The following is a 6,828-nucleotide window of genomic DNA, read 5'->3' on the forward strand; positions in this document are numbered from 1 at the left end:
GCGCCCGTGAGCAGACGAGGGGTCGCCTGCGGCGACCCCGCGCGCAAAAGTGCGTCTTTAGGGCCAGTCGTCCCGCACTTCGGCTTCGTCTTCGGGTTCGTCGTCGGTGTCGCTGGCGAGCTCCCAGTCGGCGGCGTCGGCGGCGTCCTCCAGCGGGAGGTACTCCCAGCCGACGTCCTCGGCGAGCTGGCGGTCCTCCTCGTTCGTGCCGACGAAGACGTGGCGTTCGGTGTCGAACTGACGTTTGACGGACTCCAGGCTCTCCTTCCGGCCTTTCGGTCCGGAGAAGAAGTCCTGGCGGATGCGGCGCTTCCGGGTGAAGTTGGTGACGACGTAGGTGGGTTCGTCGGAGACGACGCCGACGTACTCGGTCCACTGGCGCGCGCCCGCGAACGCGGTCCCGGGTTTCGCGAGTTCCTGGAGCGCGGACAGCTCGAACGCGAGGGTCATGTCCGTGCTCCCGCCGGATTGGCTCATGGCGGAACGTCGGGCGCGAACGGGAAAAACGGCTTCGGTCGCGGTGCGCTACTGGGCGATGTCGAGGCGGTAGTAGCCGGTGAACCGGACGACCTCGCCGTCCGCGAGGTCGTCGGCGACGTCCTCCGGGATCGTCACGCCGTCGCCGTCGACGGCGTTCGGGAGCGCCGCCTGCGCTCGGTCGTGTAGCTCGTCGTAGTCGCGGACCGTCTCCTCGACGGCCGCCGGGGCGGTCTCGGTTGCTTCCAGAATCGGGTTCATGTGCTCACCGGCAGTACCGTGTGCCGTGCCAACGTATGTCACGAAAGACCATAAGCATATCGGCAGGACTGGGCGTTCGGAACGGAGACGACAGAAATCGCGGGCGAACGGCCGATTCGGCGAGTCCTACTGCTCCTGCGGGATGGCGAGCTCGTCGATCTCGAAGTTCTCCTGGAGGAGGACGTCCTGCTGGTCGGCGACGACGGCCTCGTCCTTGATGAGCTGCTTGTACTTCGACTGCGGCGCGAGGTTCCCGATGAGCACGCCGCCGATGAGCTTGCCGTCCTTGAACGTCAGGCGGCGCCACTCCGTGTCGCTGTACTTGCGCTCGCAGGACTCGTCGCCCATCGTCGGGAAGCCGAAGGAGAGGAACGGGAAGTCGAAGTGCGTAATCGAATACGAGGACACCCAGCGGAACGGCTCGATGTCGACGTCGTGGCCGGCGTCGGCGAGCATCGTCTTCCCGGCGAGGGCGCCCTGCTGTTTTGCGGAGCCCCACGAGCCGTTCTGCGCGCGCTCGTCCATGATGGTGTCCCAGTACTGGGTGATGTCGCCCGCGGCGTAGACGTCGTCCACTTCGGTGCGCATGTACTCGTCGACGTGGACGCCGTTGTCGATGGTCGCCTCGGTGTCCTGGAGGATTTCGACGTTGAAGTCGAGGCCGATGGCGACGCCGACGAACTCCGACTCGTGGCGCTCGCCGTTCCCGTCGACGGTGGCGACGACTTCGCCGTCGTCGTTCGTCTCGAAGTGGTCCGCGCCGGACTCGAAGACGGGCTCGACGCCCTTCTCGCGGAGCCCCTCGTGGATGATCTCGGCGCCCTCCGCGCTGAGCGCGTACCGCCACCAGCGGTCGCCGCGCATCAGGTACTTCGCGTCGACGTCCTGCCCGCCGCAGATGGCCGCGAGGTCGATGCCGAGCAGGCCCGCGCCGACGACGACGCCGGTGTCGGCTTCCTCCGCGTGCTCGCGAATCTGGCGGGCGTCCTGGAACGTCCAGAAGTGGTGGACGCCCTCGGCGTCGGAGTTCTCGACGGGGAGCTGGTTCGGCGTGCCGCCCGCCGCGACCAGCAGTTTGTCGTAGCTAATCTCCTCGCCGTCGTGGGTCCGAATCGTGTGCGCGTCGGGGTCGACGCCCGTGACCAGCGTGTTCAACTCGAGGTCGATGTCCCGCTCGTCGTACCAGTCCGGCTCGTGGATGCTGATGGGGGCTTCCGGCAGCTTCCCCTTCGCGAACTCCTTGATGAGAATCCGGTTGTAGAGGGCCTCGCCCTCGTCCGTGACGACGGTGACGTCGGCGTCCGGCGCCGCCTCGCGGATGGCTTCGGCGGCGGAGCTGCCCGCGATGCCGTCGCCGATTATCACGTAGGACTCGCTCATGGTCGAACTGTGGCATCCCGGGTTAAAGTGGATTGCTATCTCTCCGGCGTCGGGAGAATATTGCGAGAACGCGGCGTCTGCGCCGAATTCCCGGGACGTGTCGGCCTCCCGACCGACGAGTAAGTCCGGCTTTCTCGCCCGCCTCGACCCCGCGAGTCCCGCGTAGGCTCGTCGTTGTCTCGCGTTGCCTGCGGGTTTCTGGCGTGGTGACGCACAACACGGCTCGAGTAGGCGAACCCGCAGAACCCGGTAAGTTCGGGTTAGAACGCCTCTCGAGTGAAAATTCGCGTGAACTATCGGCCGCCTTTATCTGCAATCCCGCCGATGGTTGAGCCGTCCCACTCGCCGGGACTGATACACGATGTACGACCCACAGACGCTCCAGCAGCCGCAGCTATCGGAACTCAACTACGCCGCCCAGCCCATCGCACAGCAGCCGCAGTTCGCCCAGCAGCCCGCGTACGCGAGCCAGCAGGCCCAGCAGCCGCAGTTCGAACAACGACAGCCGAACCAGCAGCAGCCGAATCAGCCGAACCAACAGCAGCCCCAGCCCGGGCAACAGCAGCTGAATCAGCAGCGGAACCAGCAGCAGCCGCAGTTCAGCCAGCAGCCGAGCCAACAGCAGCAGCCGCAGTTCAGTCAACAGCAGCCCCAGCTCGCGCAACAGCAGCCGAACCAGCAGCAGCCAATCCAGCAGTCCCAGTTCGGTCAGCAGCCGAGCCAGCAGAACCAGCAGCAGCCGAGCCAGCAGCAGTATCAGCAGCAGCCGAATCAGCAGCCGAATCAGCAGTCGCTCGCGAGCGGGGACGTGCAGGGGTCGATGCTCCAGCCGAGCTCGCAGCCCCAGCAGATTCCGCTCGGGTCCGCGCAGCACGGGCTCTCGGAGCGGATTCCCGTCCAGATCGGCCAGCAGGCGGTCCCGTGGGCGCCGACCCGGTCCCGGACCGCGAGCCAGCAGGTCGAGATGGTGGACACGCAGACCATCGCGGACGTGCTCGCTCGCCGCGTCGGACTGACGAGCCAGCAGCTCGCACAGGCGGTCCCGCGGCTCCGCCACGTGCTCGGCGACCAGCAGGGCGCGCCGACCCAGCAGTGGTCGAACGGCGACCAGTCCGGCGCCCAGCTGCCCCAGAGCCGATGACGCGGCGTCAGTCGTGGCCCGCGGCGGCGACGAACGGCGCGTTCGCCGACAGCTCGACGCCGACCGACCAGTCGACCGTCGGCTCCGGCGCCGCGCCGCAGGCCGCGGGCGGCGTCGACCGCTCCGCGGTGCCGTCCCGCGCCGAGGGCGCCGCCCAGCCGCCGTCTGCGGCCGCCGTCCCGCTGGTCGACGTCGTGGAGTCGCCGGACGAGCTCGTCGTGCGCGTCGACGTGCCCGGCTTCCAGAAGGACCAGATCGAGATTCAGGCCGACGCCAACCGGCTGTACGTCAGCGCCGACCGCTCGCGCGCCGACGACGACCGCGACAGCGACGAGCGCGCGCTGCTGACCGAGCGGCCGCTCCGCGTGGAGCGCGTCGTCCCGCTGCCGATGCAGATTCACCCCGACCAGGTGACCGCGACCCACGACGACGGCGTCTGTGAAATCGTCGTGCCGAAAGACGAGACGGAGCGGCGCCACGAGGTCGGCTTCCAGTAGCCGCCCTCGCGGGCCACTCGTTTTCTGCGCGCGACCCGACCCCGAGAAATCCGAAACCGCCTTAGTAGTGTAGTGTTAACGGATGCCAACGGCAGCCGCGGACGCCGCGGCCGCACCCCGTTAGCTAATGACTACTGTCAAATACAGGCTCGTTTCGGAGCTCGCGCGCGCCGGCGACCAGTTCGACGTCCCCGAGGGTGCGACGCCCGTCGTCGAGCCCAGCGCCCGGCGCGGGTTCGTCCGAGTCACCTACCTGAAGCCCGTGGAGTCCATCGCCATCGAGGACGACGCCCGCCCGGAGTACGTCGCGTGAGCCGTCGGGACGTTCTTTAGGCCCGCGTCCGTACGCGAGGACGTGAAACTCCACCAGAACGCCAAACACTTCGCGTCCCGGAAGGCGCTGGAGCTGCCGGGCGTGCGCTCGGTCGCCAAGAAGGGGCTGGTCGACCTCCACGTCCGCATCTTCTCCGGGAAGGCCGACGAGGCCCGCCGCGAGGAGCGCCGCGACCACCTCGAGGACTTCTTCGACGCGACGATGGACATGTACCTCGCCGCGCTCCAGGCGGGGTTCTCGGAGGCCGAAGCCCGCGAGACCACGCACATCGTGGCGAACTTCGACTTCTACAACCACGGCTGGGCGGAGATGATGGAGTTCCCGCCGAGCGAGCTCGCCGACCACTACGAGCGCTACCAGTCGTTCTTCGACGCCCACGGCGTCAGCGTCGACGACCCGCTCGGGGAGTTCCGGCCCGCGGACGGCGTCGCCGACGCCCCGGCGACCCCGGACCGCCTCGACGACGCGGACTTCGAGCACGCCGAAGCCGGCTACGCCGACGACGTCTACGTCGAGACCGAGGACGGCGACGTCCAGCGCGGCGACGTCGAGGAACCCGACGACGTCGACCCGTCGAAGAGCCCCGGCACGTAGCGACCGCTACTTCTCGCCGGCAATCCGGTCCGCGCACTCGTACCCGGCGACGATGCCGCCGTTCAGCGACCGCTCGGGGTACTGGGCGCGGGAGGCCATCCCCGCGTAGTAGACGCCCTCGGCGACCTCGCTGTCGAGGTGGTAGGGAATCACCATGTCGAGGTAGCCGCGCTCGTAGACGGGCGCCGTCCGGGGGTTGCGCGCGGTCGAAACCCAGTTGACGTGCGAGCGGTCGAACTCGGGGAAGAGGTCCGCGATGCCGTCGAGCCAGTGGGCTTCGACCTCGTCGTCGGTCATCTGCCAGACCGGGTCTTCGGGGCTCTGGACGTACTTCGGGACGTACAGCAGGTGTTCGCCGCCGTAGCGCTCGGGAGAGACGAAGTTCGTGTGTTCGATGAGCGCGCCGAACGGCGCGTCGTCGGCGATGTTCAGCCAGTACGTGTCGGTGAGCTGGCGGTCCATGCTGACGATGGAGCAGACGGTCCCCTGGAACGTGATCTCGCACTCGTAGCCGGTGAGCGCCTCGAGGACGTTCGGCATCGCGGCGACGACGACGGCGTCCGCGTCGACGGTCTCGACGTTCGTGAAGCCGTCCTCGCCGGGGTCGCTGTGTTCGACGGTCACGGTCCGGAGTTCGCCGTCGGCGGTGCCGACGTTGGTCACGCGCGCGTTCGTGTCGATGTGCTCGCGGCCGACGTCTTCGACGAGCGCGTCGTTCAGTCGGCCGAACCCGCCGTCGAGGTAGCCCAGCGGCTCGCCGCGGAGGAGGTCCCGCTCCCCGCGGAACTTGATGCGGCCGAGCAGCCACGCCGCGGAGACGTCCTCCATCCGCTCGCCGAACTTCGCTTCGAGGAGCGGTTCGAAGAACGTCTCGTAGACGTTCCGCGTCGTGTGCTCGATGCAGAACTCCTTGACGGGGACGTCCTCGAACTCCTCGAGGTCGTCGTACGTGTCGAAGGAGGGGATGCCGCCGCGCACGTCCACGTCGAGGGTGAGCATCCCGAGCCGGAACTTGTCGTAGAGGCTCCAGTGCGGGAACGCCAGAATCTCCCACGGCTTGTCCATCGGGTGGACGGTGCCGTCGACGTAGTAGGCGTTCTTCCCGATGGGCCACTCGAGGTCCTCGCGCAGGCCGAGGTCGTCGAGCAGCTCCACGATGGTCTCCTCGCTCGCGGAGAGGTGGTGGTAGAACGTCTCGATGGGGTCGCCGGCCGTCTCCGTGGTCGCCGCGAGGCCGCCGACCTGCCCGGAGGCCTCGAAGACGCGGACGTCGCGGCCGTGGCCCTGGAGCCGGCGCGCGGCCGCGAGGCCCGCGATGCCGCCCCCGACGATGGCAATCATGCTCGCAGGTGCGGGGCGACGCCGGGTCAACGTTGCGGTCGCCCGATGGGAGTCCGCTACGCTTTTGCGCGGCCCCCGGCAACGGACGGGCATGGTAACCGTCCGCGCGCCGGCGACGAGTGCGAACCTCGGCAGCGGCTTCGACGTCTTCGGGGTGGCGCTCGACCGACCCGCGGACGTCGTCCACGTCGAACGCGCCGCCGAGACGACCATCGAAGTGACCGGGATGGGCGCGGGCTTCATCCCCGAGGAGCCGATGGACAACACGGCCGGCGTCGTCGCCGCGGAGCTCGGCGCACCGGCGCACATCAGCATCGACAAGGGCGTCCGCCCCTCGTCCGGACTGGGGTCGTCCGCGGCCAGCGCCGCCGGCGCTGCGGTCGCGCTCGCGGAGCTGTACGACCGCGACCTCACCGACCGCGAACTCGTCCGGGTCGCCGCCGAGGGCGAGGCCGCGGTCTCCGGGGACGCCCACGCGGACAACGTCGCGCCCGCCATCCTCGGCGGGTTCACGGTCGTCCGCGACGACGGCATCGAACGGGTCGCCGCCGACCTCTCGCTGGTCGTCTGCCTCCCGGACATCGTCGTCTCAACGCGGGACGCCCGCGGCGTCGTCCCCGAGACCGCGTCCATCGAGGACGTCGTCGACACCGTGGGGTCGGCGGCCACGCTCTCCATCGGGATGTGCCGCAACGACCCCGTGCGGGTCGGCCGCGGCCTCGAAGAGCACCTCGTCACGCCCGCCCGCGCGAAGCTCATCGACGGCTACGACGCCGCCTGCGAGGCCGCCCGCGAGGCCGGCG

9 protein-coding genes are annotated in these 6,828 nt (G+C 69.0%); 5 read left to right on the plus strand and 4 right to left on the minus strand.

Going from position 1 to position 6,828, the window contains the following annotated elements:
* Nucleotides 1-57: 57 nt before the first annotated feature.
* From GJ634_RS13245 to GJ634_RS13255, 3 genes are all read right to left on the minus strand, one after another.
* Nucleotides 58-477, minus strand: coding sequence for a hypothetical protein (locus GJ634_RS13245; RefSeq protein ID WP_157503350.1), 420 nt, complete (start codon nucleotides 475-477; stop codon nucleotides 58-60).
* A gap of 48 nt (nucleotides 478-525) precedes the next feature.
* Nucleotides 526-738, minus strand: a complete 213-nt coding sequence (locus tag GJ634_RS13250; RefSeq protein WP_157503351.1) for a hypothetical protein — start codon at nucleotides 736-738, stop codon at nucleotides 526-528.
* 126 nt (nucleotides 739-864) lie between these two features.
* Nucleotides 865-2,118 carry an NAD(P)/FAD-dependent oxidoreductase gene (locus tag GJ634_RS13255; protein ID WP_157503352.1) on the minus strand — a complete coding sequence of 418 codons (1,254 nt, stop codon included), beginning with the start codon at nucleotides 2,116-2,118 and terminating at the stop codon, nucleotides 865-867.
* Nucleotides 2,119-2,479: 361 nt separating this feature from the next.
* Between GJ634_RS13255 and GJ634_RS13260 the strand changes: the two genes are divergently transcribed.
* From GJ634_RS13260 to GJ634_RS13275, 4 genes are all read left to right on the plus strand, one after another.
* Nucleotides 2,480-3,259 (plus strand): hypothetical protein, encoded by a 780-nt coding sequence (locus tag GJ634_RS13260; protein ID WP_157503353.1) that lies wholly within the window; start codon nucleotides 2,480-2,482, stop codon nucleotides 3,257-3,259.
* Entirely contained in the window at nucleotides 3,256-3,756 is a 501-nt protein-coding gene (locus tag GJ634_RS13265) for an Hsp20/alpha crystallin family protein (RefSeq protein ID WP_157503354.1), read from the plus strand. The genes GJ634_RS13260 and GJ634_RS13265 overlap by 4 nt, the downstream gene beginning before the upstream one ends.
* A 127-nt stretch (nucleotides 3,757-3,883) precedes the next feature.
* Entirely contained in the window at nucleotides 3,884-4,069 is a 186-nt protein-coding gene (locus tag GJ634_RS13270; protein WP_157503355.1) for a hypothetical protein, read from the plus strand.
* Nucleotides 4,070-4,111: 42 nt separating this feature from the next.
* On the plus strand, nucleotides 4,112-4,684 hold the full coding sequence (locus tag GJ634_RS13275) for a DUF6149 family protein (protein WP_331714179.1): 573 nt from the start codon (nucleotides 4,112-4,114) through the stop codon (nucleotides 4,682-4,684).
* A 6-nt stretch (nucleotides 4,685-4,690) separates the two neighbouring features.
* Here the strand turns inward: GJ634_RS13275 and GJ634_RS13280 are convergent, their stop codons facing one another.
* Nucleotides 4,691-6,025 (minus strand): NAD(P)/FAD-dependent oxidoreductase, encoded by a 1,335-nt coding sequence (locus GJ634_RS13280; protein ID WP_157503356.1) that lies wholly within the window; start codon nucleotides 6,023-6,025, stop codon nucleotides 4,691-4,693.
* 91 nt (nucleotides 6,026-6,116) lie between these two features.
* On the opposite strand from GJ634_RS13280, the gene GJ634_RS13285 reads away from it, so the two are divergent.
* Nucleotides 6,117-6,828, plus strand: a 712-nt coding sequence (locus GJ634_RS13285; protein WP_157503357.1) for a homoserine kinase, incomplete at its 3' end; no start/stop codon positions are given.

Origin of the sequence: Halobacterium sp. CBA1126, assembly GCF_009741975.1 — an archaeon.
Lineage (GTDB): Archaea > Halobacteriota > Halobacteria > Halobacteriales > Halobacteriaceae > Halobacterium.